The following is a 24,596-nucleotide window of genomic DNA, read 5'->3' as shown; positions in this document are numbered from 1 at the left end:
TTATGATGGACAAATCGAGGAGGAAACCACCCATGCTTTGCAAAAATTGCGGCAGGGAGCTGCCTATTTCCGGCAAATTCTGCCCCTTTTGCGGCGCGACCGTCGAGCAGACGGGCGCAAACGATGAGACCGCCGTATTCACCGGCCTGCCGGACGAGTTGAACACACCAATCGATCTTTCCGCGTTTGACGCCGCGATGGAGGACAGCCATCCTGGCGCCTCCCTTTCCGGTAAGGCGGGCGTGACCACCGGTGACCCGCTCACCGTGACCGATCCGCGTATGCCCACCGCCGGTGAGCGGCCGTCCACGCGCCGCCCTGCGGGCGCACCTCAGTCATCCGCGCAGTCCGCGCCCCACACTACATATTTCGATGCAGGCGCCCCGGCCGACGAGCCTTACCGCCGCCCCTCTAAGGCGCAGCGCGGTGTGACGGTCGTGCTTATCCTTCTGCTCATCCTTGGGCTGATCGGCGGCGGCGTGTGGTTCGCGCTCAGCCGCCGGCCGGATGAAAACCTGACCCTTGCCGAGAAATATATGGAGCGCAGCAAGTTTGATGACGCACTCATCGCCTTTGAGGCCGCACTGGCCGAAGCCAAGGATCCTGCTGCCATCCAGCTTCAGATCGACCAGCTCAAGAGCTTCCAGCAGGCGCGCAGCCTGGTTGAGAGCGGCGACTATACCGCCGCGCTGGCTACGCTCAACGACCTGCGCGGCCGTTTGCTCGACAAGACCGCCCCGCTGGGCGAGGCCGTGGACGCGCTCATCGAGCAGGCAACCGCCGGGCAGGCGGAAAACGAGTTTGCCGCCGATATCGCTGAAGCGCAGGCCTATTTTGATGATAAGAAGTACGATGCGGCCGCGGGCAAGCTGGACGCGCTCGCCGCGGACGACACGCTGAGCGCCGAGCAGAAGCGGCAGGTCGAGCAGCTGCGCACGCAGCTTACTGAGGCGCAGGAGGCCGCGCAGCGGCAGGAGCAGAACGCGCAGGAAGCCGCCGCGAAAAAGCAGGCCTTCAGCGCGCAAATCGAGCAGCTTGAGCAAAACGACCGCCAGATCGCCGAGGCCGAAACGACTGAGCAGGCCTTCGATCTGACCGCCGCCTCGTTCGAGGCGTGGGATCAGCTGCTGAGCAACATGTACGATCATCTGGCCACCGTGCTCAACGCCGACCAGTACGCAGCCGAGGAGGCCAGCTACCAGCAATGGGTCGAGGAGCGTGACGAGGGCGCGAAGAGCGCCTCGCGGGAGAGCGAGGACGAGATTTCCGCCCAGCTCGCCGCCGCCAGCTTTAAGCAGAGCTACACCAAGACCCGCTGCTATAAGCTGCTTGATCTGATGTAAGCACGGCCCTGCCGCAAAACCAAACGGGGAGGAACCTGACCGTTCCTCCCCTGCTTTTTTGTGCTGTCCCGGCGGACGGCATGAAAAAAAGGCGCATCATGCGCCTTTTTTTATTTTGTTTTACCGCGAAACCAGCCTTAACCCATGAGCTTGGCCGCGTTCACCTTGACGCCGGGGCCCATGGTGGACGCAACGACGCAGGAGCGGATATACTGACCCTTGGCAGCAGCCGGCTTAGCCTTGATGATCGCGCCCATCAGCGCGTCAAAGTTGTCCTGCAGCTTTTCCGGGCCGAAGGACGCCTTGCCGATCGGGCAGTGAATGATGTTGGTCTTGTCCAGACGGTACTCGATCTTACCGGCCTTGGACTCCTGCACAGCCTTGGCAACGTCCATAGAGACCGTGCCGGCCTTGGGGTTGGGCATCAGGCCCTTGGGGCCGAGCACGCGGCCCAGACGGCCGACAACACCCATCATATCGGGCGTGGCAATGACCACGTCGAACTCAAAGAAGTTCTCCTTCTGGATGCGCTCCATCAGATCCTCCGCGCCGACAATGTCCGCGCCGGCGGCCAGCGCCTCATCGGCCTTCGGGCCCTTGGCGAACACCGCCACGCGCACCTGCTTGCCGGTGCCGTGCGGCAATACGATCGCGCCGCGCACCTGCTGGTCGGCGTGGCGGGAGTCTACACCCAGCTTGACGTGCAGCTCGATGGTCTCATCGAACTTGGCCTTGGCGGTCGAAATCACGGTGGAAAGCGCGTCGGCGGTATCGTACAGCTTGGTGCGGTCGATGGTCTTCGCGCTGTCTACATATTTTTTACCTTTATGCACAATAAATCCTCCTTAAGTGGTTAAGCGGGAACTTAAAACCCTCCCACTGTATGCGGCGGTATGCCGCAGCTTGGTTTGGCCAGCGGCGCTGGGGCTTACTCCTCGACGGTAATGCCCATCGAGCGCGCCGTGCCGGCGATCATGCTCATCGCGGCCTCGAGCGAGGCGGCGTTCAGATCGGGCATCTTAGTCTCCGCGATCTTCTGGCAGTCCGCCTTGGACAGCTTGGCAACCTTGGTCTTGTTCGGTACGGCCGAGCCGGACTCAATACCGCAGGCCTTCTTGATCAGCACAGGCGCCGGGGGCGTCTTGGTGATGAAGCTGAACGAGCGGTCAGCGTAGACTGTGATGATGACCGGGATGATCATGCCGGCCTCATTCTTGGTGCGCTCGTTAAATTCCTTGGTAAAGGCCATGATGTTCACGCCATGCTGGCCGAGCGCCGGGCCTACCGGGGGCGCGGGGGTCGCCTTGCCGGCGGGAATCTGGAGCTTGATATAACCTACTACTTTCTGTGCCATGTTGAAAGGTTCCTCCTTCAATAAATGTGGTGGTTGGCGAGCGCGGTGGGCGCTCTCCCACTTCGGCGGCCGCAGCCGCCCGCCCGCCCGCTGCGCGGGGGGACTTTTCCGGACGGAGCGCACCCTTTGGCGGTGTGCTCCGGTGATTTATTCGTCGAGTGTCTCCACCTGATCGAGCTCCAGCTCGACCGGGGTCTCGCGTCCGAACATGGAAACGACGACATTCACACTGTTCTTCTCCGGCTCAACAGCCGAAACGACGCCGATAAAGCCGGCCAGCGCCCCGTCGATGACGCGCACGCTGTCTCCCACTGCGTAATTGACCTCGATCTCGCGCTTTTCCACGCCCATCGCGGCGATCTCCTCTTCGGTCAGCGGGATCGGCTTGGAGCCGCCGGACTTGTCCTGCCCGACAAAGCCGGTGCAGCCGCGCGTGTTGCGCACGAGATACCAAGTCTCATCGGTCATCACCATTTTGACCAGCACATAACCCGGGAACAGCTTGCGCTCAACCTCCCGGCTTTTGCCATCCTTCACCTCGGTGACGGTCTCGGTCGGGATGTTGACGGCTGTGATCAGGTCATGCAGCCTGCGGTTTTCGACCGCTTTTTCGATCGAAGAAGCCACTTTGTTCTCATAGCCGGAGTATGTGTGCACCACATACCATTTTGCAGTGTCTGCCATAAATGCCTCCTTTATCGGTTAGGCGGCAAAACTTGTGAGCAGCGCCTGTATGCCAAAGCCAAAGACGATATCGAGCACCCAGATAAAGATGCCGACAACGATGACGCAGGCGAATACGACCAGCGTGTTGTTGGTCGTCTGCTGGCGGGTCGGCCACACGATCTTGCGGCACTCACCCTTCAGCTCGCGGAACCACTTGCCGATTCGAGCAAAGAAACCGGGCTTCTTAACCTTGGATTCTTCAGCCATGGGGCTACTTCCTTTCTCTTACTTTGTCTCGCGGTGCAGCGTGTGCTTCCGGCAGAAACGGCAGTACTTGTTCATTTCCAGACGGTCCGGATTGTTCTTCTTGTTCTTCATCGTGTCATAGTTTCTTTGCTTGCACTCAGTGCAGGCCAGCGTGATCTTTACGCGCATAAATAACGGCACCTCCTTCTTAAAATTCGTCCGTCCCCTGTTGCGGGGCGCGGGACTGTTTGCCTCCCTTTGCCGGTGTTCCGGCGCGCGTTTTCCGGACACACGAAAAATGCGCGCAAAAAAAAGAACCCGCATAGGTTCTTAAAGTATAGCATGGCCATGTTTGGCGGTCAAGTAGTTTTTGTGAAAAAAGTGCTGATTTTTTTGCGTATCTATGCTATACTATGGCAAACCACAAGATATAGGAGTGTAGATATGCGTATTTTGGGTATTGATTACGGGGATGCGCGCACCGGGCTGTCCATATCCGATCCGTCGGGCTTTCTGGCCGGCTCGCCGCGCGTCATCCACGAGTGGAACCGAGACAAGCTGGTGGACAAGCTCTGCGCCGTCGTCACCGAGGAGCGGATCGAAAAGATTGTGCTGGGCTATCCGAAAAACATGGACGGCACGGTGGGCGCGCGCGCGCAGCAATGCGAGGCCCTTGCCGAAACCCTGCGGGCGCGCACGGGCGTGCCGGTCGTGCTGTGGGACGAGCGCCGCACCACGGTAGCCGCGCACGATATTCTGCATCAAGCCGGCAAGAAAACCCGCAAGCACCGCCAGACGGTCGACGCGGTGGCCGCCGCTCTGATTTTACAAGGCTATCTGGACTACAAGCGCAGCCGGGGATGACCATGTCGCCCTACATGACAGCCGCCGCGCGCCGGTATCACCCGGTGCGCGGCGGCTTATTCTCTGCTTTTCGTAGGCTATCCGCTTATTTGTACGGGTTATCCGCCTTCAGATAGCAGCATTTCTTATATTTTTTGCCGCTGCCGCACGGGCACGGGTCGTTCGGGCCGACCTTTTTGCCCACGCGCTTGGGCTGCTTCTGCACCGTGCCGTCGTCCGCGCCCGCCGCGGCGGTCTCCTTGGCGACCTGCTCGCGCTTGGGCTCTTCGCGGGTGCGCACCTGCGCCAAGAAGATCATGCGCACGGTGTCCTCCCGGATGGAGTCGATCATCGCGTCGAACATATCAAAGCCTTCGCGCTTATACTCGACCACCGGGTCATGCTGACCGTAGGCGCGCAGGCCAATGCCGCTGCGCAGCTCGGTCATCGCGTCGATGTGATCCATCCACTTGCTGTCAACGTTCTTGAGCAGCACCACGCGCTCCAGCTCGCGCATGATGGCAGGCGTGAGCGCCTGCTCCTTGGCTTCATACACCCGGTGCGCCTGCGCGGCAAGGCATTCGGTCAGCCGCTCGGCGGTCAGATCGTCGCACTCCTCCGGCGTGAAGGTGCAGTCCTCCGGTCGCAGGAACACGCCGATAAACGGGCGGCGCGCCTGCTCGACCATCGACGGCTCGATGACCGTGTGCTCACCAATGGCGGCGTGCACTGCGTTGGCAACAGTATCGTCGATCATACGCAGGATGCTGTCCTTAACATCCTTGCCCTCAAGCACCTGCAAGCGCTGGCTATAAATGGTCTGGCGCTGGGTGTTGAGCACATCGTCATATTCGAGCACATGCTTACGAGTGGCAAAGTTACGGCTTTCGATCTTCTTCTGCGCGTTTTCGATCGCGCCCGACAGAATCTTCTGGTCGATCGGCTCATCGTCTGCGATGCCGAGGCTGTCCATCATGTTCTGGATGCGCTCCGAGCCGAACAGTCGCATCAGGTCATCCTCGAGCGAAATATAGAAGCTCGACTCGCCCGGGTCGCCCTGACGGCCGGCGCGGCCGCGCAGCTGGTTGTCGATGCGGCGGGACTCGTGCCGCTCGGTGCCGAGGATATACAGGCCGCCCGCCGCGCGCACCTTGGCGGCATCCGCATCGGTCTCGGCCTTGAACTTTTTGTACAGCTCGTCAAACTTCGCGCGGATGGCCAGCACCTCGGGGTCATCGGTCTCCGCGTGGCCGTTGGCCTCATAGAGCAGCTCGGGCGTGTAATCACCCTTTTTCAGCTCGTCAAGCGCCATCGTCTCGGCGTTGCCGCCGAGCATGATATCCGTGCCGCGGCCGGCCATGTTGGTTGCGATCGTCACCGCGCCCGACTTGCCCGCCTGCGCGACGATATCGGCTTCGCGCTCATGGTACTTGGCGTTGAGCACGGTATGCTTGATGCCCTTGCGTTTGAGCAGCGCGGAAAGCTCCTCGGATTTTTCGATGGACACCGTACCGACCAGAATGGGCTGCCCCTTGGCGTGGCATTCCTCGATGCGCGCGATGGTCGCGCTGAGCTTGCCGCGCTCGTTTTTATAGACCGCGTCCGGGTTGTCCTTACGGGCGACCGGCTTGTTGGTCGGTATCTCGATCACGTCAAGCTTATAAATGTGGCGGAACTCCTCCTCCTCGGTCAAGGCCGTGCCGGTCATGCCGGACAGCTTGCCGTACAGGCGAAAGTAGTTCTGGAAGGTGATGGTGGCCAGCGTCTTGGACTCATGCTCGACCTTGACGCCCTCCTTGGCCTCGATGGCCTGATGCAGCCCCTCGTTATAGCGGCGGCCAAACATCAAACGGCCGGTGAACTCGTCGACGATGATGACCTGCCCGTCGCGCACAACATAGTCCACATCGCGCTGCATCACGCCGCGCGCCTTGATCGCCTGATTGATGTGGTGCTGAAGGGTGGTGTTGGCCGGGTCGGACAGGTTTTCGACCTTGAAGTAGCTCTCCGCGCGCGCTTGTCCCTTGGGTGTGAGTGTAGCGGTGCGCGCCTTTTCGTCGACGATATAGTCCGCGTCGATCTCGTCCTGCTCCTCCTTGGCGTCGACCTCCTTGACGCGCAGGCACTTCAGCCCGGCGGCAAAGCGGTCGGCCAGCTCATAAAGCTGGGAGGATTTCTCCCCTTGGCCGGAGATGATGAGCGGGGTGCGCGCCTCGTCGATCAGGATGGAGTCGACCTCGTCGACGATGGCAAAGGCGTGGCCGCGCTGCACCATGGCTTCCTTATAGATGGCCATATTGTCGCGCAGGTAGTCAAAGCCGAACTCGTTGTTCGTGCCGTAGGTGATATCGGCCGCGTACATCGCCTTGCGCTGGTTCGGCTCGATATCATGAATAATCAAGCCGACCGACAGGCCGAGGAAGCGGTAGACCTTGCCCATCCACTCGCTGTCGCGCTTGGCGAGGTAATCGTTCACCGTGATGATGTGCACACCCTTGCCGGTCAGCGCGTTCAGATAGGCAGGCAGGGTGGCGACGAGCGTCTTGCCCTCGCCGGTCTTCATCTCCGCGATGCGCCCCTGATGCAGCACGATGCCGCCGATCACCTGCACGCGGTAGTGGCGCATACCAAGCACGCGCCACGCGGCCTCCCGGCAGGCGGCAAAGGCCTCAGGCAGAAGCTGGTCGAGTGTTTCGCCGTTCTGGTAGCGCTGCTTAAATTCATTGGTCTTGGCGCGCAGGTCGGTGTCGGACAGCTGCTTGTATTGCTCCTCAAGCGCGTCCACCTTATCTGCGATGGGGTTTATTTTCTTCAGCTCGTGTGACGAATGTGTGCCGAAAAGTTTGGTGAGAAAATTAGCCATTTTGTTTGTTCAGCCTTTCAAAGGGGACATAAAGCACCCCTCGTTTTCATCATAGTTAGATGTATTATATCACAAAGGCGAGCGCTTGTGAAGTCAAATCATCCACACTGCGCCGCTGGTAATATAACTGTGCAATAATTGATATAATAGTCAATCTTCGGCTATTATATCACAGGCGAAGGGGGAAACAAACATATTTTTTGTAAACTGCAAAAACCTTTCTCCGTGCGCGCAAAAGCGCCGGAAAGCGGCGTATGCCAGCTTTCCGGCGCTTGTAAGCGGTTGGGATTGGATAGGTGAGAGGCTTACTTCTCGACCTTCATGGACTCGATGATCGCATCGGCCAGCGCATCAAGCTCGGTCTCCTTGTCGCCCTTGAGCGCGGAGGACATCGACAGGCGCTCGTTGAGCACAGTCATGTTCTTCAGCTCCTCGTCGACGAACTTCTGCATCAGATCGCCCGACTCGCAAGCCCACGAGCCGTTCTCGACGATCGCAAAGGTGCGGTTCTGCAGGTTGAGCGCCTTCATATCCATCAGGTAGTCGTGCATAACCGGATAGATGCCCAGGTTATAGGTCACCGAAGCGAGCACGATGTGGGACAGACGGAAGCTCTCCGAGATCAGGTAGGAAACGTGGGTGTTAGACACGTCGTACATAACCACGTTGGTCATGCCCTTCTCGCACAGGCGGGTAGCCAGCGCGTTGGCCGCAGACTCGGTGTTGCCGTACATGGAAGCGTAGACGATCATGACGCCCTGCTCTTCCGGCTCGTAGCGGCTCCACTTGTCGTACTTGTCGATGAAGTAGCCCAGATCCTTGCGCCAGACCGGACCATGCAGCGGGCAGATGTACTTGATCTTGTCAAGGATGGGCGCGGCCTTGCCCAGCAGCAGCTGCACGTGGGGGCCGTACTTGCCAACGATGTTGGTCAGATAACGGCGCGCCTCGTCGATCCAGTCGCGGTCAAAGTTGACTTCGTCGGCAAAGAGCTTGCCGTCGAGCGCGATGAAAGAACCGAAAGCGTCTGCCGAGAAGAGTACGCCGTTGGTGGTGTCAAAGGTGACCATAGCCTCCGGCCAGTGTACCATGGGCGCGCCCACGAACATGACCTCGTGCTTGCCGAAGCTGTAGGTATCGCCCTCAACGACCTCGATCAGCTCGTGGCCGTCGATCTCGAAGCCAAACTGACGCATCAGCATGAAGGACTTCTCGGTGCTGATGACCTTGACATCCGGCCAGCGGAGCAGGATCTCCTCGACCGAGGCGCCGTGGTCAGGCTCCATGTGGTTGACGACCAGATAGTCGAGCGGGCGGTCGCCCAGCACGTGGTAGAGGTTCTCCAGCAGCTGGCGGCAGGCCGACCAGTCTACGGTGTCAAACAGTACGGTGGACTCATCCATCAGCAGATATGCGTTGTAGGATACGCCCTTGGGGATGGGATGGATGTTTTCAAACAGGGTCAGACGACGGTCGTTCGCACCAACCCAATACAGGTCTTCAGTTACATTGCGTACACAATACATCGTTTTTCCTCCTTCCAGCCGTCAGGCTTCGATAAACTGATCTTTTTCCTCAGCACATTTGGGGCATACCCAATCCTCGGGCAGCTTTTCAAACAGGGTGCCGGGCGCGATCTCGCTGTCCTCGTCGCCCACCTCGGGGTTGTATTCGTAGCCGCAGCCGTTGCACACATAGCTCTTACCGATCGGGGTCGGCTTGGGCGGCTGCGGGCGCTTCATCTTGATCATCGGCGGGGCGGGAGCCTTCTCGCCGCAGTCAAGCGCCTCGGCCAGCAGCGGCAGGATCTCGTTGAGATCGCCTACAATGCCGTAGTCGCAGTTCTTGAAGATGGGTGCGTTGCCGTTCTTGTTGATGGCAACGATGGTGGAGGCATCCTTGATGCCCTTCAGGTGCTGTACCGCGCCCGAAATACCGCAGGCGATGTACAGGTTGCCGCGGAACTTCTGGCCGGACATACCTACATAGCGGTTGAGCGGCACATACTTGAGCGTCTCCGCCACCGGACGGGACGAGCCGATCGCCGCACCGGCCGCCGCAGCCACCTTTTCGATCAGCGCCATGTTCTCCTTCGAGCCAATGCCCTTACCGGCGGAAACCACGCGCTCAGCCTGCGCGATGGGCGTATCGATCGGGATGCCGACCGAGAAGTCGTGGCCGTCCTTCTTCAGCGCGGCCACCAGCGCCTCTACGCGCTCCTTGGCGTCGCCCTCGCGGAAGATGTTCTTCTTGCGCACACCGGTTACCGGCGCGGGCTTCTTCATGACCGAACGGCTCGAACCGCCGGCCTCCTTACCCAGCTTGCCGACCAGCGAGGCCGCGATAACCACGCGCTGGACTTCGTTGGTGCCCTCGTAGATGGTGGTGATCTTCGCGTCGCGGTAAGCGCGCTCGACCTCCATGCCCTTGAGGAAGCCCGAGCCGCCGAAGATCTGCAGCGCGTCGTTGCAGACTTCCAACGAGATATCGGAAGCGTACAGCTTGGCCATCGCCGCTTCCATGCCGTAAGGCTGGTGATGCTCCTTCATCTCAGCAGCGGAGTAGACCAGCATGCGCGCGCAGCGCAGCTTGGTCGCCATGTCGGCCAGCTTGAAGGACACGCCCTGCTGCGCCGCGATCGGCTTGCCGAACTGGATGCGCTCCTTGGAGTACTCGAGCGCGTGCTCGAACGCACCCTGCGCAATACCGAGCGCCTGCGCCGCGATGCCGATACGGCCGCCGTCGAGCGTAGCCATGGCGATCTTGAAGCCCTGGCCTTCCTTGCCCAGCAGGTTCTCCTTGGGAACCTTGACGTCATTGAAGATCAGCTCGGCGGTCGTCGAGGAGCGGATGCCCATCTTGTCGTAGTGGTCGCCGAACTCAAAGCCCGGCCAGCCCTTCTCTACGATAAAGGCCGAGATGCCGCGCGTGCCGATGTCGGGCGTCGTAACGGCAAAAACAACATATGTATCCGCACGGGGCGCGTTGGTGATGAAGATCTTGCCGCCGTTGAGCAGCCAGTAGTCGCCCTTGTCGATGGCGGTGGTCTCCGTGCCGCCGGCGTCCGAGCCTGCGTTGGGCTCAGTCAGGCCGAAGGCCGCGATCTTCTCGCCGCGAGCCAGTGGGGTCAGGTACTTTTTCTTCTGCTCCTCCGTACCGAAGGCGAAGATGGGGAACGAACCCAGAGAGACGTGTGCGGACAGAATAACGCCCGCGCCGCCGTCGACGCGTGCAAGCTCCTCGACAGCGATCGCGTAGCTCATGATATCCAGTCCTGCGCCGCCATACTCCTTGGGATAGGGCAGGCCCATGAAGCCCAGCTTGCCAAGCTTCTGCACCGCTTCCTCGGGGAACTCATTGTTTTGATCAAGCTCAAATGCAATGGGCTTGATCTCCTCCTCCGCGAAAGCGCGCAGCTTGGCGCGCAATTCTTCATGCGCCGGCGTGGTTTGGAACAACATACCGTTACCTCCTTTGTCCTTATCTTAAATTTGCTGTTTTCATCCGCCCTTATTCTGGCCAACGCAGAAGGACAACGGGATAAGGGTGAATGCTGCAAACTGGATGCATTTCATCCACTTTTTTGATGGAATCCTTCATCCGTTTGTTTTCTGCTTATATGATAAACGACTCTTGTCTGTATTGTCAAGTATTATGAAATTTACAATGTGAATTTTGGGAAATTCACCAAATCAACCCCCATGCTTTTGTATATTCTGGATGGGCATTCCAGTTCTGCCCTCTGCGGCCTTACCGCCCGATGAGATAGACCATATACGCCGCGTAGCCGAGCGCCATCAGCGCGCCGGGCGCGCGCCCGAGCACGCCCTTACGGGCGGGCAGATAGCATATCGCACTCGCCGCGATCAGAATCAGGCAGTCGACCGGCGCGGTGGGCTGCACCGGGATGGGCGTGATCGCCGCGGACACGCCGAGGATCAGCAGGATATTGAACAGGTTCGAGCCGATCACGTTGCCCATGGCGATGTCGTTCTCGCCCTTGCGCGCGGCCACGAGCGAGGTGACCAGCTCGGGCAGGCTGGTGCCGACGGCCACGATAGTCAGGCCGATGAGCGTTTCCGACAGGCCGAACATGCGCGCGATGCCGGTCGCGCCGTTTACCGAAAGCTGGCCGCCCAGCACGATGCAGCCGATGCCCAGCACAATATTGACAAGCGTCAGCCACACCGGCATGGCCGAGTCATCGTCTCCCTCTGTCCGCACGGCGCGGGTGTGCAGCGCAGGGCGTATCTGCGAGACCATGACCGCCGCAAAGCAGGCGAGCAGGATAAACCCGTCCACGCGGGACAGCCCCCCGCCGACAAACAGCATCGCGCCCAGCATGACCGCCGCGCCGAACGAGAGCGGCCAGTCCCGCCGCAGCAGCGCACGGTCAAGCGTCAGCGGGCACAGCACGGCCGACAGCCCTGCCACCACCAGCAGGTTAAACAGGTTTGAGCCGAGCACGTTGCCGACCGCGATCTCGTTTGCACCCTTGAGCGCCGCCGTCACGCTGACGGCCAGTTCGGGCGCGGATGTGCCGAACGAGACGATGGTCAGGCCGACCAGCAGCTCGGACACGCCCATGCGGCGCGCGGCCGAGGCCGCACCCGCCACGAACTTATCCGCCCCCCAGACAAGCAGCATGAAACCGATGACAAGAAGAACGACTGACAACATAAAAAACACCTCTTACAGAAAGAATACAGCATCGGGCGTAAAAAAAAGAGACTTTTATTGCGGCTGGCGCAATAAAAGTCTCGCTGCTGTCCGGTGGACGCCGGGCGCGCCCCAAAGGCTGCGCCGGGTTTGACGACGTCGACCACGCGCGGCCCGCGCGTGAGCTACTCCCTTTTACTTGCGTATACTATACAGCAAGGCGCGCCGCGCTGTCAAGCAAAACTGCGAAAAAACTTTACAAGCGGCCGTTTTATGCGTATACTATAAAGGCAATACCGCACAATTATGTCTTCGGCGCTTTGCGGCAATTTTTCGCTCTGATTTTGTTGTAATTGCTTGCAATACATCAAGTATTGCTGTACAATTGTGCCTCATCAGTGCGCAGAATTTTCTCGCAAGCCGCTTTTGCCGAATTATGCGGTGTTGCCTAAGATAATGAAAAATACGTGAAGGAGCATTTTCATGCTGCAATTTGAGGAATACAAGGTCAAGCTGAACAACTTAAAGCCCGCGCTGACCGAGCTTTACACCGCGCTCGGCCTGGAAAAGGCAAAGCGCGAGGTCGAGGAGCTGGAGCTCAAGTCCTCGCAGCCCGGCTTCTGGGACGATCCCGCGTCCAGCCAGAAGATCGTCTCGCGCATGGGCGCGCTCAAGGGCAAGATCGAAGCCTACGCCCACCTGACCGAGCTGTGTGACGACCTGCTGACCATCTGCGAGATGGCCATTGAGGAAAACGACGAGTCCATGCTCGGCGAGCTGGAGAGCGGCTATAAAGAGCTGGAGGACGGTGTGGCCGAGCAAAAGCTGTCCACCCTGCTGACCGGCGAATACGACAAGAACAACGCGCTCGTCTCCTTCCACGCGGGTGCGGGCGGCACCGAGGCGCAGGACTGGTGCGAAATGCTCTACCGCATGTACACCCGCTGGGCCGAGCGGCACGGTTATACCTATAAGATCATGGACTATCAGGACGGCGAAGAAGCCGGCCTGAAGAGCGCCGATATCATCATTGAGGGCGAGAACGCCTACGGCTTTCTCAAGGGCGAATCGGGCGTGCACCGTCTGGTGCGCATCTCGCCGTTTGATGCCTCCGGCCGCCGCCACACCTCCTTTTCCGCGGTCGAGGTCATCCCGGATATCCCGGACGATTCGGCCGATTTCGAGATCAAGCCTGACGATTATGAGATGCAGGTGTTCCGCTCGTCGGGCGCGGGCGGCCAGCATATCAACAAGACCTCGTCGGCTGTGCGCCTGATCCACAAGGCGACCGGCATCGTCGTCTCCTGCCAGACCGAGCGCAGCCAGTTCCAGAACAAGGACAACTGCCTGCGCATGCTGCGCAGCAAGCTGGTCGAGATCAAGGAGCGCGAGCACCTCGAGAAGATATCCGACATCAAGGGCGACCAGAAGAAGATCGAATGGGGCAGCCAGATCCGCTCCTACGTCTTCATGCCCTACACCTTGGCCAAGGACACCCGCACGGCCTACGAAAACGCCAACATCAACGCCGTGATGGACGGCGATATCGACGGCTTCATCAATGCTTACCTGTCTGCGCTGGCAACCGGCAACTGGGCGACCAAATAAGCCGCCGCGAAAACATCAAAGGGGAAAGCGATGCTTTCCCCCTTTTTTGTGCGCCCAGCCTGCCTTTGGCACATAAACCCCCGCCGGCCGGCAAATGCTATCCGGCGGAGGGGTGCTATGAAAACCAACGTCAAATACGCGGCCACCGGCGCGCTGGCCGGCGCGGCCAACGGCTTTTTCGGCGCGGGCGGCGGACTGTTTCTGGTGCCGCTGCTCGTCTCATGGGTCAAAATGGACGAGCGGCAGGCGTTCGCAACCTCGGTCGCGGTCATTTTGCCGCTGAGTGCGGTGTCGGCGGCGATCTACTGGCTCAAGGGCGGCCTTGACCTGACCGCCGCATGGCCTTATCTGCTTGGCGGCGCGGCGGGCGGGCTGATCGCAGGGCGCGTTTTCGGCAAGGTCAAGCTGCTGTGGCTGCGCCGGGTGTTCGGCCTGCTCATCCTGTACGGCGGCGTGCGGGCGGTGCTGCTGCTATGAGCCTGCTCGCCATGCTGGCCGGTCTGCTGACCGGCATCCTGTCCGGCTTTGGCGTGGGCGGCGGCTCGCTGCTGCTGCTCTATTTGACGCTGGCCGCCGGACTGGACCAATATCAGGCGGGCGGGATCAACCTGCTGTATTTCATCGCCTGCGCGCCCGCCGCGCTAGTCTCGCACATCCGAAATGGACTGGTGCGGGGCGCGGCGGTGGGCTGGTGCGTACTGGCGGGCATACCCGCGTCCGTGCTGGCCGCGCTGGCCGCTGCGCGCATGGACACCGATTGGCTGCGCCGCGCCTTCGGTATGTTCCTGCTCTATATCGGCATCAAAGAGCTGCTTGCAGGCCGTAAGCAGGGCAAAAACAAGCAAGTCCGCTGACGCAAACACCGCGTCAGCGGACTTTTCCGTATGCGCGCAGGCTGCGCGGCGCGGCTCACGCGGGCTGGAACCAGCGGGGCGCGGCATCGTCCAGCAGGGCAAGCTCGTGGAAGATCGCGGCAGCGGCGGCTTCATACTCCTGCGGAGAGACGGCCTTTCGCAGCCGTTTGCCGTGCTTTTCGCTGTCCGCAAACAGCCCCAGATGGTAGAACCAAACCTCCTTCATCCGCAGTATGGCGGTGCGGCGGTCGCCGAACGCCGCTGTGTAGCCGTCAAACAGGTCGTGGTGAAAGGCTTCAAGCGTGCTTTTGTCGGCCCGCGCGCCGCCGCGCAGCCGCGTGACCAGCGACGGATCGGCAATCAGCCCGCGGCCGATCATCAGCGCGCCGACCGACGGATACCGCGCCTGCACCGCGCACGCGTCCCGCTCGGTGACGATATCGCCGTTATAGCACACTGGCATAGCGCAACGCGGCAGCGCGGCGGCGAAGGCCCCATGCCGCACGCTGCCCTTGTAAAAATCCTGCCGCACGCGCGGGTGGATGGTCAGCTCGGCGATGGGATAGCGGTCGTAAACCGCCAAAACGCGGTCAAACTCAGCCGGGTCGTGCATCCCCAGCCGTGTCTTGACCGAAATGCGTCCCGCGCAGACGGCAAACACCGCGTCAAAAAAGCGGTCGAGCGCGTCCGGCTGCGCCAGAAAACCCGCGCCCTTGCCCTTGGCCGTCACCGTGCCCGAGGGGCAGCCCAGATTGAGGTTGACCTCGTCAAAGCCCATGTCGAACAGCGCGTTCGCCGCCCAAATGAAGTCGGCGGCGTTCTTGGTCAGCAGCTGCGGCACGGTCGGCACACCCGCGTCCAGCGCGGGCGCAAGCTCCCGCTTTTGGCGCGGCGTAAAGCGCGCGGCCGCGGTCGGCGTAAAAAAGGGCATAAAATACTTATCCACACCCGGGAAATATTTCTGGTGCGCGCGGCGGTAGACCGCACCCGTCACACCCTCCATCGGGGCGAAGTAATACTTCATGGGCAACCCTCACTCGTCCTTATTCGGGCGCGCCGTCCTGCGCGTATGCGGTGAGCGCTTCCTTGATCTGCCCCCACGAAAAGCCCCGCCGCTGCAAAAAGGCGACCGCCTTGTCGACCTGCTTCCGGTCGCTCGTATCGCCCTTGAGCCGCTTGTCCAGCAGCTTCAGCAGCAATGCGCGGTCGGGTGCGAAGCCCTCCAGCGCGGCGGCGGCGGTGTCCCGGTCAAGGCCGCGCGCGGTCAGCTCCTGCCGGATACGCTGCGCGCCGTAGCCCCGGTGGGCATAGGAGCGCACGACAGCCTCGGCGTAGGCCGCGTCGCTCAGCAGACCGCGCTCGCTCAGCCACGCAAGGGCGTAATCAGCCGCCTGCTCGTCGTGTCCCTTGTCCAGCAGCTTTTGACGCAGCATAGCCGTGCTCAGTGCGCGATAGGAAAGCTGCTTTGCCGCTGCGTCAAGCGCCGCGTGGTATTTGTCCTCGCTCATACCTCGTCCAGATCGTCAAAGTCGTCCGCGTCGATGCTGACCGCCTTGGCCGAGCTTGCCTTGGGTGCGACCGGCTTGGCAGCAGGCACATCCTCGGGCGCGGCCTCGCCCTTGGCGCTTGCCGCCTTGGCGCCCGCCGCCTGATACTGCTTGCTGCGCTCCTCCTCGACCGCCGCCATGATCTGCTTTTGCACCGCGTCGGCCTCGTCTGGGTGCTCCTTGAAATACCGCTTGGCCGCGTCGCGTCCCTGGCCGAGCCGCTTGTCCCCCATCGAGAACCATGCGCCCGATTTGTTGATAATGCCATACTGCACACCCAGATCGACCAGCTCGCTCGTGCGGGAAATACCCTCGCCGTAAATAATATCGAACTCGGCCTCGCGGAACGGGGGCGCGACCTTGTTTTTGACCACCTTGACGCGGGTATGGCTGCCGTAGCTGACGCCGCCCTCCTTCAGATGCTCGGTGCGGCGCACATCCAGCCGAACGGAAGCGTAGAACTTGAGCGCGCGCCCGCCGGTCGTCACCTCCGGGCTGCCGTAGATCACGCCGACCTTTTCGCGCAGCTGGTTGATGAAGATGGCCACGCACTGGCTCTTGGCGATCGAGCCGGCCAGCTTGCGCATGGCTTGGCTCATCATGCGGGCGTGCAGGCCGACGAACGAGTCGCTCATCTCGCCCTCGATCTCGGCGCGGGGCGTGAGCGCGGCAACCGAGTCGATGACCACGATGTCGATCGCGCCCGAGCGCACAAGCGCCTCGGCGATATCCAGTCCCTGCTCGCCGGTATCGGGCTGGGAGACCAGCAGGCTGTCGATGTCAACGCCAAGCGCTTTGGCGTACACCGGGTCGAGCGCGTGCTCTGCGTCGATAAATGCAGCCGTGCCGCCGAGCTTTTGCGCCTCGGCCACGCAGTGCAGCGCGACCGTCGTCTTGCCGGAGGATTCCGGCCCGTATATCTCGATGATGCGGCCGCGCGGCAGGCCGCCGATGCCAAGCGCAAGGTCGATGCCGATCGAGCCGGTCGGGATATGCTCGATGGCCATGCCGGTGTTTTCGCCAAGGCGCATGACCGAGCCTTTGCCGAAGTTCTTTTCGATCTCGCCCAGCGCCTTGGCCAGCGCTTTTTTCTTATCGGCCGCGGGCGCGACCGTTTCCAGTTGCTTTTTGGTAGCCATGTTGACAGCCTCCTGCTTTTGATGCGATAGCCTTATTATAACAGGGTGTCCGTTTAATTGCAAGAATTTTATCGAAAATTTGTTCGTTATTTTTGCATAAAAAAATACCCGCCTTGATTGCCTATCGGCAAAGGCGGGCGGGACTTTGAACGGCGGTATATGTATGCGCCGCTGTTGACTCGCTCGGCTGGCCTTGCTATCTCCTCGACAAACTGGAATTTGTGAAAGCATCACTCTAAAATCAATTGCTTTGCATCGCACGCATTAAGCTCAATGTATCCACAACTCGGACATACATAACACGCAACAGAGCTTCTCTTTTCTGTTTCAAAAACACCTTTCCTTTTGTTTGTCAGATAAACAACTGTACCAACTGCATCTCCTCTCAACTTTGCTTGAATCATTTTCTCGCTGCATTTTATACATTCCATCATACTTCCTCGCTTTGGAGCTGGATTTTTCAGCAAGTCCAACTTATCCGCAGCTCAAGGGCTGCGCCGTTTATGTCCTGCTGTATCGCACCGCGGTTTTCATCCGCTCTCACCGGTGCGGCGGGTAGTGTCATATCTCCTGCGCGGCGGCGGGACAGCCGTACACGATGCGCGGCACGCCGGACAAATCCTCTGTCACGCCGATGCCGGCAAAGCCGTTCTCCTCCATGATGGCCGCCACCTGCGTGGCCTGCCGGTAGCCGCACTCGAACAGCAGCATCCCGTCCGGCGCGAGCAGGCCACCCCATTTGGCGCAGATCGCATGGTAGAAATCCAGCCCGTCCTCGCCGCCGAAAAGCGCTTCGTGCGGCTCGTAGTCGTATACGCTCCGGTCGAGCCGGCTCATCTCGGCGCGCGTGATATAGGGCGGATTGGACACGATGATATCAAACTCGCCCATGCCTGCGGGCGGGCGGAAGCGCACATCGGCCTTGAGCGCGATATAGCGGTTTTGCACGCCCAGCCGCCGCGCGTTCTCGCGCGTGACGCGCAGTGCGCCGTCCGACAGATCGACGCCCGCCACACGCGCCTGCTCGACCGCGTGGGCGACGGCGATGCCGATGCAGCCCGAGCCGCAGCACAGGTCGAGCACGCGCGGCGCGACCTTGGCGCGCGCCCGCTCGATGACCAGCTCGCACAGGCGCTCCGTGTCCGCACGGGGAATGAGCACCGACCGGTCAAGCTGAAAGGTCAGGCCGTAAAAGTCCCACTCGCCGAGGATATAGGCCAGCGGCTCACCATCCAGACAGCGGTCGCACAGCAGCTGTGCGTAATCGACCGTCGCGTCGTCCAGATAGGCGTGCGCCCACTCGGCTGTGCGGCGCTTGTCCGCCTTGCAGGCGTAGGCCGTCAGCTCCCGCGCGGACAGCGACGGCTGCGGGTCACCCGCCTCCTTAAAGCGCTTGAACAGCTCGATATACACATCGTTGATCGTCTTGGTCACAGGGGTCACACCCGCCTTTCGTATCGTATCGCCTTTGCCTTACCAGTTATCCGAGCCGTCCGCCGGGATGACTGCCTGCATCGCCGTGATGGCAAGCTCGATCATGCTGTCATCCGGCTCGAACACGGTCAGCCGCTGGATCATCAGCCCCGGCCAGCGCAGCACACGGGAAACAAGGCTGTCCGACCGGCCGGCGTAGCGGTTAAACTCATAGCTGATGCCGACGACCAGCGGTAGCAGCAGCAGATGGGCAAGCATACGCAGCACGGGATTGACGATATCGACCAGCGAAAACACGATGGATGAGACAATGGTCATCACGATGATGAGCACGAACATAAAGCTCGTGCCGCAGCGCGGGTGAAAGCGCGGCTGGCGGCGGACGTTGTCGACAGTCAGCGCCTCGCCCGCTTCATAGCAGAAGATGGTCTTGTGCTCAGCGCCGTGGTAGGAAAATGTGCGGCGGATATCCTTCATATGGGATACCGACCACATAAAAAGCAGGAAAATCACAACGCGCACGCAGCCTTCGAGCGCGTTGCGCGCCAGCACGCCCCAATTTTCCGGCACGAAGCCGCCCAGAAAGCTGGGCAGCAGCATGAACAGCCCGACCGGCAGCGCGATGCCCAGCGCGGTCGACAGGCCGAGGATGCACTTTTCGATGCCCGCAGAGCCGAGCTTGCGCTCGAGCCACGCTTCAAATTTGGAGGGCGGCACGTCGGCCTGCTCGTCCTCAAAGAAGGTGGCCGAGTAGTTGATGGCCTGTACCCCGTCCTTCATGGCGGTGAACAGGCCGTAGGCCCCGCGAAAAACAGGCAGCTTCCACAGGGGCGCGGGCGTGTGCGCCGGCTCTTCTTTAGAGATCAGCTCACCGTCCGCCTTGCGCACGACGGTGCAGGACTTCTTCGGGCCTTTCATCACAATACCCTCGATGATGGCCTGACCGCCGATGGTGGTTTTTTTCTGTGTTGTCATTTATCCGTCTCCTTCGGGTTCGGGGATAGGCGGCGCGTCGGCTATTTTGGGCAGCGCGCCCGTGATGCCGAGCGCCTCCTCAGCGTCGGCCGCAGGCAGGGTGACGGTCACCGTCGTGCCCTCGCCCACCGTCGAGGCGATATCGAGCGTGCCGCCGTGCAGACTGACGATCTCCTCGGTCACGGCAAGGCCGATGCCGCTGCCGCGCTGCTTGGACGAGCCTTTGTAGAACTTCTCCTTGACAAAGGGCAGTTCGGCCTCGGGGATGCCCGCGCCGTGGTCGCGCACGACCGCGACGATCCTGCCCCCGGCGCGGCGCAGCGTGATCTCGATCTGCTTGCCATCCGCGCCGTATTTGGCCGCGTTGTCCAGAATATTGAGGAACACCTGCTTCATGCGGTGGCGGTCGCCGTTGATGTAATAATTGGCGTCCACATCCTCGTCATAATGCAGCTGCATACCGGTTTTTTGCAGCAGGTTTTCATACATATAAACGGCCTCGTACAGCTCGACCGACAGGTCGAACAGCTCGACCTCAAGCTTCATGCGGCCGGATTCGATGCGCGCAAAGTCCAAAAGCTCCTCGACCATGCGGGTCAGCCGCCCGGCCTCCTTCTGGATGATGGTCAGCCCCTGCATGACCTCCTCGGGGTCCTCTCCCCCGCCGGCGAGCAGCGTTTCGCTCCAGCCGCCGATGGCGGTGAGCGGGGTGCGCAGCTCATGCGAAACGGACGAGATAAAGTCGTTCTTCATGCGCTCGGCGCGGCTGATCTCGTCGGACATGTAGTTGATGGTGTCGCACAGCTCGCCTATTTCGTCGTCATAGGTTTTTTGCAGGCGCACGCCGTAGCGGCCGGCGGCGATCTCCTTTGCAATCGTGTTGATGCGCAGCACCGGCTCGATGATCGAGCGGATAAAGTAGCTGTTCGAGGCGACGACCAGCATCAAAAACAGCAGGCAGACCAGGATGACCGTGCCGATGATGAGCCATATCTGCTTTTCCGCAATGCGCAGCGACGAGATGACGCGCACACCGCCGATCAGCTCGCCCCGCGAGGACAGCAGCGGCGCGGTCACGCTCATCACCCGCTCGTCCGAGAGCGGGTCGCGCCCGGTGAACACGCTGGCCTTCTGCATGGCCAGCGCCTGCACGGCCTCCTCGGTCGAGGCCATGCCGCCACCCGTCAGCCCTGAGGTGGACAGCAGGATACGGCCGTTGCGGTCGAGAAACTGCATCTCTACCTTGTCCTTCTGCTCATAGGTAGTGACCGAGGACTCGGCCTGCGTATAGAACTGGTCGTAAGTCTCGGTGAAATATTTGCGGTAGATATCGGCCGTCTGCGTGGCGCGGGCGAGCAGATTATCCCGCACAGAGGCGTAATAATAGCCCGACACACCCACCGACACCAAAATCACCACGGCCGCCAGGATGACGAGCACAAAGGAAAGCGAGTTGCGCATCCAGCGCCCCCGGATGCCGCCCGGGGAATGCAGCACCTTAGGCGCGGACGGCTGCGGCGGCGCGGACGGCTGCTTTTTGGGTTTGCGATCATTCATAGAAACTACCTTTCCCTGCCGGGGCTTCGCGCGGGGCGGCTCACCCCTCCCACATATAGCCATAGCCGCGCACGGTGACGATGTGCGAAGGATTGGCCGGGTCGTCCTCGATCTTGATGCGCAGGCGTCGGATGTTGACGTCAACGATCTTCAGCTCACCCACAAAATGATGCCCCCACACCATCTCAAGCAGCTCATCGCGCGAGAGCGCCTTACCGATATTCTCCATAAACGCCTTGAGCAGGCCGTATTCGATCTGCGTCAGCTCGATCTTGATGCCGTTTTTGAGCACCTCGCGCGCGCGCAGATTGAGCTTGAACGGGCCGGACTTGATAACATCCTCCTCGGCAAAGGGCGCGCCGGAGACACGGCGGTAGAGTGCGTCGACCCGCGCGGCCAGCTCGATGACCGAAAAGGGCTTGGTCACATAATCGTCCGCGCCGTTCATCAGGCCGGTCACCTTATCGGCCTCCTGCGTGCGGGCGGTCAGCATGATGACGCCTGCGGCGTAGCCCGCGGCGCGCATCGCGCGGCAGACCTCGTAGCCGTCGATGCCGGGCAGCATCACATCGAGCACGGCCACGGCGATATCCTGATTTTCGTGGTATTTTTCCAGCGCCATTTCACCGGTCTCGGCCTCTATCACCTCGTAACCGCCGCGCTTGAGGTTGAGTACCAGAAACGAGCGGATATTCTCTTCATCCTCCAACACAAGGATCTTGCGCTTCATGATGTTCCTCCTTCATCTATCCTATCAGTTGTCCCAGTCCTGCGTGACAAGCGAGAAGCGGCTTTTCAGCCCGTCCGCGTCGATGCGTATCGCGCCCTGCTGCGCGCCCTCATCCAAACGGGCGAAATAGACCGCCTTGGGCGTCTGCCCAAGCTGGATCAGGTCGCTGCGCTCGGCATAGCCGTCACGCAGCGCGCCGGTGGCGCAGCAGATGGTAAAGAGCGGCATCCGGTAGCCGTTTCCCGTATATTCCAAGAACTGCACACAGCTCAGACCGCTGTCGCTGCTTTTTGCGGCGGTGATGCGGTCGTGCCATGTGTCATCAAGCCGAAGCAGCCAGCCGTCGGATACGTTGTTATAGGTTGTCTCGGCCAGCCGGGGCGCGCTGCTCACGCCGTAGGCGTACCAATCGAGCATGAAAATAGCGTCCGCCGCAGCCGCGTCCGTATAGCCGGCCATCAGCACGGCGCTGGGCAGCTCGGTCACGCCGTCGCCGTTGATATCGGTCGCGTAGACCGACACCGGGCGGTAGGTGCCGCGTGTGACTGAATCCTCACCGTCGAGCGCGATATTGTGCAGCCCGCCGTCGGTATAGACAAAGATATCGGTCGTCAGGCCGACGCCGCCCGTGGTCTTTTGCTCGACCAGCACGGCGGGCAGTTCATCGGTCACGCGGCCGCTGCTGATGCGCTCGACCGAGACGGCCTCGGCGCTGGTCGGCGCCTCGCCTATCAGCGTGAGCGCACCGCCCGCGTAGCGGTACAGCCGCGCCACGCGCTTGCCCACCGGGTTATTGGTCAGCAGCAGCAGGTCGCGCGCGCCGTCCCGGTCGAGATCGGTCAGCTCCATCGCGGAAAACTCGGTTTCCAGCAGGATGCCGGGCGCGCAGTTTATATCAAAATCGCACATGGTCAGCGCGTCTACCCGGTCACCCAAAAGCCGCCAAGTGATCACCATGCCGCGCCGGCCGTCGGGCGTGATGGCCGGATAATCGACCGACAGGATGGCCGCCGTGCCCTTGCCGTCGATCGAGCCGGTGCAGACAAAGCGGTCGTCCTTCTTTTTATAAATATACACTTTGAAGACGTTGCTCGTGGCCGCGGTCGTGCCGCGGAAAAAGGCGATGGCCTCGTCCACGCCGTCGCCGTCGAGGTCGACCAGCTGCACGGTCGAGCGGTTGTCCCCCTGCGTGGGCGCGGTGTAGGTGACGCCCGAGGCAAGCAGCTGATCCAGCTCGGCCTGCATCGTTTGGTAGTTGGATGAGGGTCTGGGCGCGGCCAACAGCTCATCTCCCGTTGGGAGCGCGCAGCCGGACAGCCCCAAAAGCAACGCAAGCTGCGCGGCAATACATCGGAATGCTTTCATGATATCATGCTCCTGCGCGTGGCTAACAACAAATACTGATACGATTTTAAGTATAGCACAAAGCTTTTGCGTTTGGTACTCTAATTTGCAGAGTTTACAGCTATTTTACCAGTTGGCACGCGGGGACCGGGCATTGAAGCGGACAGTCATTCCGCCGCCCGCTGATTATTGACAAACTCCGCGCCAGCGGGTATACTGGTTGATATGCGAGAGGCCGGCGCCGGCGGATGCAGCCGGGCTCGCCTTGAGACGTGCGTTTGTGATTAAAAAAAGCAGCATCTGCTTCCATATTTGCGGGTATGGTGGAATTGGCAGACACGATGGATTTAGGTTCCATTGGGAAACCGTGCAGGTTCGAGTCCTGTTACCCGCACCAAACCAATATAATCCGAACCAGATCTTCCCTGTGGGAGATGGGTTCGGATTATTTGTTTTCTTCGGAAGATTCGAGGAAACCCATTTCCGAAACGGTGTCATCAAACGGCCAGAATCAAAGCCCAGAGGCCCGAGAAAAAAGAAACAGATTTAGGAGGATACTGTTATGGAGAAGAAAGTTATTTCTTGTGCGTTTAATATCGACACCGCCTGTGTGGAGGCCAAGTATGCAGATGGCAGTATGATCTCCATCGACTGTATTCTGGTGGAAGCTGAGGTTGCACGGAATATATTCGAGAGCAACGAGCTGGAATGGTTGGTGAATAATGTACCGATTGAATATGTGAACCTGCTGCTCCACGGGGATGTTCGGGAGTATTTGAGGAATGTGACGGAGTACCATCCCTTTGAGAACTGATATCGTATTCCAGAGGGATATCGCAAGAGACCTAAATGCTGTTTTCCAATCTTGGATAATCCAATACTGGAAAATCCAAGATTGGAAAAGCTTAAACTGGAAAATAGCACACAATAAATACTAAACAATCAAATAAAGAATAATCAAATACTGATCTATCAATCATTCATTCTATCAAGAGGGATGCGGAAAGAACGGCGGACAGAATTTGAGGATTCACGCATATAGAACACCTGTTTTGGACATCCAAAGGTAATTGTATTCCCAGATCAAAAATGTGTCCAAGAAGCCTTGCTATTAGCCGCTATTTCACCTCCGAAATGCGTGAGTGGAAGTGCCTTTTGCATGAGAAAAGGTGCCGCCAAACTTGCGGCACCCTATGTGGTCACTTACTTGCTTTTCCCTACCTTTCTTTCCGTCTGTTCCGTTTCACGCTGAGTCAGCCACTCCCGGAACTCCCGCTGACCTTCTTCGCTGTCGTAGTAGGCTAGGATGTCAGGGAGAATGCACCGGGCGATGTACTCGATTTCGTGTTGCGGAATACCGGAATTGTTGATGAGCTTTTTCCTGCGGTCCAAGCTGGTTATTCCCTCCGGTTCGATATGAAATTATTAAGGTTC

The 24,596-nt window shown here is 60.2% G+C and carries 24 protein-coding genes and 1 tRNA gene; 7 read left to right on the top strand and 18 right to left on the bottom strand.

Going from position 1 to position 24,596, the window contains the following annotated elements; translation table 11 throughout:
• Positions 1 to 32 precede the first annotated feature (32 nt).
• Positions 33 to 1,343, top strand: a complete 1,311-nt coding sequence (locus MR935_RS07015; RefSeq protein WP_290572257.1) for a hypothetical protein — start codon at positions 33 to 35, stop codon at positions 1,341 to 1,343.
• 137 nt (positions 1,344 to 1,480) lie between these two features.
• Here MR935_RS07015 and rplA read toward each other — a convergent pair whose 3' ends face one another.
• The 5 genes from rplA to rpmG all read right to left on the bottom strand — a co-directional run bounded on the left by rplA (position 1,481) and on the right by rpmG (position 3,798).
• A complete protein-coding gene (gene rplA, locus MR935_RS07010; protein WP_290572255.1) occupies positions 1,481 to 2,176 on the bottom strand; it encodes a 50S ribosomal protein L1 in 696 nt (231 codons plus the stop codon).
• A 95-nt stretch (positions 2,177 to 2,271) separates the two neighbouring features.
• Positions 2,272 to 2,697 (bottom strand): 50S ribosomal protein L11, encoded by a 426-nt coding sequence (gene rplK, locus MR935_RS07005; RefSeq protein WP_290572254.1) that lies wholly within the window; start codon positions 2,695 to 2,697, stop codon positions 2,272 to 2,274.
• A 147-nt stretch (positions 2,698 to 2,844) separates the two neighbouring features.
• Positions 2,845 to 3,381: a transcription termination/antitermination protein NusG gene (gene nusG / locus MR935_RS07000; protein WP_290572252.1), complete on the bottom strand. Its 537-nt coding sequence runs from the start codon at positions 3,379 to 3,381 to the stop codon at positions 2,845 to 2,847.
• An 18-nt stretch (positions 3,382 to 3,399) separates the two neighbouring features.
• On the bottom strand, positions 3,400 to 3,630 hold the full coding sequence (gene secE, locus MR935_RS06995) for a preprotein translocase subunit SecE (RefSeq protein WP_290572250.1): 231 nt from the start codon (positions 3,628 to 3,630) through the stop codon (positions 3,400 to 3,402).
• Positions 3,631 to 3,648: 18 nt separating this feature from the next.
• Complete coding sequence (gene rpmG / locus MR935_RS06990; protein WP_031472614.1) at positions 3,649 to 3,798, bottom strand: 50S ribosomal protein L33; 150 nt, start codon at positions 3,796 to 3,798, stop codon at positions 3,649 to 3,651.
• A 255-nt stretch (positions 3,799 to 4,053) separates the two neighbouring features.
• On the opposite strand from rpmG, the gene ruvX reads away from it, so the two are divergent.
• Positions 4,054 to 4,473 (top strand): Holliday junction resolvase RuvX, encoded by a 420-nt coding sequence (gene ruvX, locus MR935_RS06985; RefSeq protein ID WP_290572248.1) that lies wholly within the window; start codon positions 4,054 to 4,056, stop codon positions 4,471 to 4,473.
• Positions 4,474 to 4,558: 85 nt separating this feature from the next.
• On the opposite strand, the gene secA is transcribed toward ruvX, so the two are convergent.
• The 4 genes from secA to MR935_RS06965 form a co-directional block, all read right to left on the bottom strand.
• Positions 4,559 to 7,315 carry a preprotein translocase subunit SecA gene (gene secA / locus MR935_RS06980; protein ID WP_290572245.1) on the bottom strand — a complete coding sequence of 919 codons (2,757 nt, stop codon included), beginning with the start codon at positions 7,313 to 7,315 and terminating at the stop codon, positions 4,559 to 4,561.
• Positions 7,316 to 7,620: 305 nt separating this feature from the next.
• A complete protein-coding gene (locus tag MR935_RS06975; protein ID WP_290572243.1) occupies positions 7,621 to 8,841 on the bottom strand; it encodes an FprA family A-type flavoprotein in 1,221 nt (406 codons plus the stop codon).
• A 21-nt stretch (positions 8,842 to 8,862) separates the two neighbouring features.
• Entirely contained in the window at positions 8,863 to 10,776 is a 1,914-nt protein-coding gene (locus tag MR935_RS06970) for an acyl-CoA dehydrogenase family protein (RefSeq protein ID WP_290572242.1), read from the bottom strand.
• A 289-nt stretch (positions 10,777 to 11,065) separates the two neighbouring features.
• Positions 11,066 to 11,995: a calcium/sodium antiporter gene (locus tag MR935_RS06965; RefSeq protein ID WP_290572240.1), complete on the bottom strand. Its 930-nt coding sequence runs from the start codon at positions 11,993 to 11,995 to the stop codon at positions 11,066 to 11,068.
• A 462-nt stretch (positions 11,996 to 12,457) separates the two neighbouring features.
• On the opposite strand from MR935_RS06965, the gene prfB reads away from it, so the two are divergent.
• From prfB to MR935_RS06950, 3 genes are read left to right on the top strand one after another with little or no spacing between them, the layout of a single operon-like run.
• Positions 12,458 to 13,582 (top strand): peptide chain release factor 2, encoded by a 1,125-nt coding sequence (gene prfB, locus MR935_RS06960; RefSeq protein WP_290572238.1) that lies wholly within the window; start codon positions 12,458 to 12,460, stop codon positions 13,580 to 13,582.
• Between the two features lie 30 nt (positions 13,583 to 13,612).
• Positions 13,613 to 14,059, top strand: coding sequence for a sulfite exporter TauE/SafE family protein (locus MR935_RS06955; RefSeq protein ID WP_290572236.1), 447 nt, complete (start codon positions 13,613 to 13,615; stop codon positions 14,057 to 14,059).
• Positions 14,056 to 14,436 (top strand): sulfite exporter TauE/SafE family protein, encoded by a 381-nt coding sequence (locus MR935_RS06950; protein ID WP_290572234.1) that lies wholly within the window; start codon positions 14,056 to 14,058, stop codon positions 14,434 to 14,436. Before MR935_RS06955 ends, MR935_RS06950 begins: the two co-directional genes overlap by 4 nt.
• A gap of 55 nt (positions 14,437 to 14,491) precedes the next feature.
• On the opposite strand, the gene MR935_RS06945 is transcribed toward MR935_RS06950, so the two are convergent.
• From MR935_RS06945 to MR935_RS06910, 8 genes are all read right to left on the bottom strand, one after another.
• Positions 14,492 to 15,460: a tRNA dihydrouridine synthase gene (locus tag MR935_RS06945; RefSeq protein WP_290572233.1), complete on the bottom strand. Its 969-nt coding sequence runs from the start codon at positions 15,458 to 15,460 to the stop codon at positions 14,492 to 14,494.
• Between the two features lie 19 nt (positions 15,461 to 15,479).
• Complete coding sequence (locus MR935_RS06940; RefSeq protein ID WP_290572231.1) at positions 15,480 to 15,944, bottom strand: regulatory protein RecX; 465 nt, start codon at positions 15,942 to 15,944, stop codon at positions 15,480 to 15,482.
• The gene (gene recA, locus MR935_RS06935; protein WP_290572230.1) at positions 15,941 to 17,122 is read right to left on the bottom strand and encodes a recombinase RecA; all 1,182 of its coding nucleotides are present in this window, start codon (positions 17,120 to 17,122) and stop codon (positions 15,941 to 15,943) included. The genes MR935_RS06940 and recA overlap by 4 nt, the downstream gene beginning before the upstream one ends.
• A gap of 561 nt (positions 17,123 to 17,683) precedes the next feature.
• On the bottom strand, positions 17,684 to 18,556 hold the full coding sequence (gene prmC, locus MR935_RS06930) for a peptide chain release factor N(5)-glutamine methyltransferase (RefSeq protein WP_290572229.1): 873 nt from the start codon (positions 18,554 to 18,556) through the stop codon (positions 17,684 to 17,686).
• A 39-nt stretch (positions 18,557 to 18,595) separates the two neighbouring features.
• Entirely contained in the window at positions 18,596 to 19,531 is a 936-nt protein-coding gene (locus MR935_RS06925) for a DUF1385 domain-containing protein (RefSeq protein ID WP_290572228.1), read from the bottom strand.
• Complete coding sequence (locus MR935_RS06920; RefSeq protein WP_290572226.1) at positions 19,532 to 21,088, bottom strand: sensor histidine kinase; 1,557 nt, start codon at positions 21,086 to 21,088, stop codon at positions 19,532 to 19,534.
• Positions 21,089 to 21,128: 40 nt separating this feature from the next.
• Complete coding sequence (locus MR935_RS06915; RefSeq protein ID WP_290572224.1) at positions 21,129 to 21,818, bottom strand: response regulator transcription factor; 690 nt, start codon at positions 21,816 to 21,818, stop codon at positions 21,129 to 21,131.
• Between the two features lie 24 nt (positions 21,819 to 21,842).
• Positions 21,843 to 23,183 (bottom strand): hypothetical protein, encoded by a 1,341-nt coding sequence (locus MR935_RS06910; protein WP_290572222.1) that lies wholly within the window; start codon positions 23,181 to 23,183, stop codon positions 21,843 to 21,845.
• Between the two features lie 293 nt (positions 23,184 to 23,476).
• Between MR935_RS06910 and MR935_RS06905 the strand changes: the two genes are divergently transcribed.
• Positions 23,477 to 23,559: transfer RNA gene (locus MR935_RS06905), tRNA-Leu, on the top strand.
• A gap of 165 nt (positions 23,560 to 23,724) precedes the next feature.
• Positions 23,725 to 23,976 (top strand): DUF6061 family protein, encoded by a 252-nt coding sequence (locus MR935_RS06900; RefSeq protein ID WP_290572221.1) that lies wholly within the window; start codon positions 23,725 to 23,727, stop codon positions 23,974 to 23,976.
• A 389-nt stretch (positions 23,977 to 24,365) separates the two neighbouring features.
• On the opposite strand, the gene MR935_RS06895 is transcribed toward MR935_RS06900, so the two are convergent.
• On the bottom strand, positions 24,366 to 24,554 hold the full coding sequence (locus MR935_RS06895) for a hypothetical protein (protein ID WP_290572219.1): 189 nt from the start codon (positions 24,552 to 24,554) through the stop codon (positions 24,366 to 24,368).
• Positions 24,555 to 24,596 lie beyond the last annotated feature (42 nt).

This window comes from Agathobaculum sp. (assembly GCF_022775115.1).
In the GTDB taxonomy this organism is placed as follows: Bacteria; Bacillota; Clostridia; order Oscillospirales; family Butyricicoccaceae; genus Agathobaculum.
The sequence above is the reverse complement of the archived record's forward strand: the minus strand, read 5'-3'. Positions and strand labels throughout refer to the sequence as shown.

Excerpts from the sequence above, each read along its gene's own strand:
- MR935_RS07015 (WP_290572257.1), top strand. The coding sequence starts at position 33 with ATGCTTTGCAAAAATTGCGGCAGGGAGCTGCCTATTTCCGGCAAATTC.
- rplK (WP_290572254.1), bottom strand. The coding sequence starts at position 2,697 with ATGGCACAGAAAGTAGTAGGTTATATCAAGCTCCAGATTCCCGCCGGC.
- nusG (WP_290572252.1), bottom strand. The coding sequence starts at position 3,381 with ATGGCAGACACTGCAAAATGGTATGTGGTGCACACATACTCCGGCTAT.
- secE (WP_290572250.1), bottom strand. The coding sequence starts at position 3,630 with ATGGCTGAAGAATCCAAGGTTAAGAAGCCCGGTTTCTTTGCTCGAATC.
- rpmG (WP_031472614.1), bottom strand. The coding sequence starts at position 3,798 with ATGCGCGTAAAGATCACGCTGGCCTGCACTGAGTGCAAGCAAAGAAAC.
- ruvX (WP_290572248.1), top strand. The coding sequence starts at position 4,054 with ATGCGTATTTTGGGTATTGATTACGGGGATGCGCGCACCGGGCTGTCC.
- secA (WP_290572245.1), bottom strand. The coding sequence starts at position 7,315 with ATGGCTAATTTTCTCACCAAACTTTTCGGCACACATTCGTCACACGAG.
- MR935_RS06975 (WP_290572243.1), bottom strand. The coding sequence starts at position 8,841 with ATGTATTGTGTACGCAATGTAACTGAAGACCTGTATTGGGTTGGTGCG.
- MR935_RS06970 (WP_290572242.1), bottom strand. The coding sequence starts at position 10,776 with ATGTTGTTCCAAACCACGCCGGCGCATGAAGAATTGCGCGCCAAGCTG.
- MR935_RS06965 (WP_290572240.1), bottom strand. The coding sequence starts at position 11,995 with ATGTTGTCAGTCGTTCTTCTTGTCATCGGTTTCATGCTGCTTGTCTGG.
- prfB (WP_290572238.1), top strand. The coding sequence starts at position 12,458 with ATGCTGCAATTTGAGGAATACAAGGTCAAGCTGAACAACTTAAAGCCC.
- MR935_RS06955 (WP_290572236.1), top strand. The coding sequence starts at position 13,613 with ATGCTTTCCCCCTTTTTTGTGCGCCCAGCCTGCCTTTGGCACATAAAC.
- MR935_RS06950 (WP_290572234.1), top strand. The coding sequence starts at position 14,056 with ATGAGCCTGCTCGCCATGCTGGCCGGTCTGCTGACCGGCATCCTGTCC.
- MR935_RS06945 (WP_290572233.1), bottom strand. The coding sequence starts at position 15,460 with ATGAAGTATTACTTCGCCCCGATGGAGGGTGTGACGGGTGCGGTCTAC.
- MR935_RS06940 (WP_290572231.1), bottom strand. The coding sequence starts at position 15,944 with ATGAGCGAGGACAAATACCACGCGGCGCTTGACGCAGCGGCAAAGCAG.
- recA (WP_290572230.1), bottom strand. The coding sequence starts at position 17,122 with ATGGCTACCAAAAAGCAACTGGAAACGGTCGCGCCCGCGGCCGATAAG.
- MR935_RS06925 (WP_290572228.1), bottom strand. The coding sequence starts at position 19,531 with ATGACAACACAGAAAAAAACCACCATCGGCGGTCAGGCCATCATCGAG.
- MR935_RS06920 (WP_290572226.1), bottom strand. The coding sequence starts at position 21,088 with ATGAATGATCGCAAACCCAAAAAGCAGCCGTCCGCGCCGCCGCAGCCG.
- MR935_RS06915 (WP_290572224.1), bottom strand. The coding sequence starts at position 21,818 with ATGAAGCGCAAGATCCTTGTGTTGGAGGATGAAGAGAATATCCGCTCG.
- MR935_RS06910 (WP_290572222.1), bottom strand. The coding sequence starts at position 23,183 with ATGAAAGCATTCCGATGTATTGCCGCGCAGCTTGCGTTGCTTTTGGGG.
- MR935_RS06900 (WP_290572221.1), top strand. The coding sequence starts at position 23,725 with ATGGAGAAGAAAGTTATTTCTTGTGCGTTTAATATCGACACCGCCTGT.